2 protein-coding genes are annotated in these 1,133 nt (G+C 69.0%); both read left to right on the top strand.

The window, feature by feature from the left end; translation table 11 throughout:
- On the top strand, positions 1-771 hold a 771-nt coding region (locus AC1DWF_RS32260), incomplete at its 5' end, for a dihydrodipicolinate synthase family protein (RefSeq protein ID WP_476842602.1).
- 35 nt (positions 772-806) lie between these two features.
- Positions 807-1,133: Bug family tripartite tricarboxylate transporter substrate binding protein (locus tag AC1DWF_RS32255; protein WP_476842601.1), on the top strand; the 327-nt coding region annotated here is incomplete at its 3' end.

Genomic DNA, 1,133 nt, shown 5'->3' with positions numbered 1-1,133 from the left:
GGCAAGCTCGGCGCGGAGGAGGCGCTGACCGTCGCCGGCCGCTTCATCCGTCGGGCGCAGGGCCATCCGGTGGTCGTCGGCGTGAGCAACCCGAGCCTCGCCGCCCTCGCCGAGCTGACAGAAAAGGTGATGGCCCTCGGCGCGGCGGGCGTGATGATCGCCCCGCCCAATGGCCTGCGCACCGAAGAGGAACTCTTCGGCTACTTCGACGCGGTGTTCCGGCGCATCGGCAACGTACCCGTCGTGCTGCAGGATTTTCCCTTCACGACGGGCGTCTGGATGTCCGTGCCCTCCATACTGCGGCTCATCGAGGCCTTTCCGCAGATCCAGGTGATCAAGGAAGAGGACATCCCGAGCCCGGCGAAGATCACCAAGCTGCGCGCGGGCCAGAAGCGGCGCGTGGCAATCCTGACCGGCAACAACGCGCTCTACCTGCCGACGGAACTGGATCACGGCGCCGACGGACCCATGTCCGGCTTCTCGCATCCGGAGATGCTGTCCCAGGTCTATCGCCTGCACGTCGCCGGCCAGCGGGAGGCGGCGCGCGACCTGTTCGATCGCTACCTCCCGCTGCTGAACTACGAGGGCCAGGGTTTCTGGGGCGTGGCCGCGCGGAAGGAGGTGCTGCGCCGGCGCGGCGCCATCCGCAGCGCCGCCATGCGCCAGCCCGGTCCGCGGCTGACGCCGGAGGATATCCGCGACATTGATCTGCTGCTGGAGCGGCTGGGCCGCTCTCTCGCCGAGGCCGGAGAAAGGGCGACAGCCGCCTGAAGGCCAGGATAGGATCGGGCCAGGAGGACTCAACAATGAACCGTCGTTCCATCATGCGCCTGGCCCTTGGCGCCGCGGCGTCGCCGCTCGCGGCGCCGGCCCTGCGGGCGCAGACCTTCGACCATGCGATCCGCTTCATCATCCCGAACGCGCCGGGTGGCACCAGCGACATTTTGGCGCGCCTCATGGCTCCGGAACTCACGCGCACCCTCGGCCAGAACGTGATCGTCGAGAACCGGCCCGGCGCCGGCGGCAATATCGGTGGCGACTTCGTGGCGAAGAGCCCGCCGGACGGCCACACCATCCTGCTGATGGATGTGACGACGCTGGCGACCAACCCGGCGCTCTTCCCGCGGCTGTCC

It is taken from the genome of Aminobacter sp. P4_D5, from assembly GCF_056401815.1.
The sequence above is the reverse complement of the archived record's forward strand: the minus strand, read 5'-3'. Positions and strand labels throughout refer to the sequence as shown.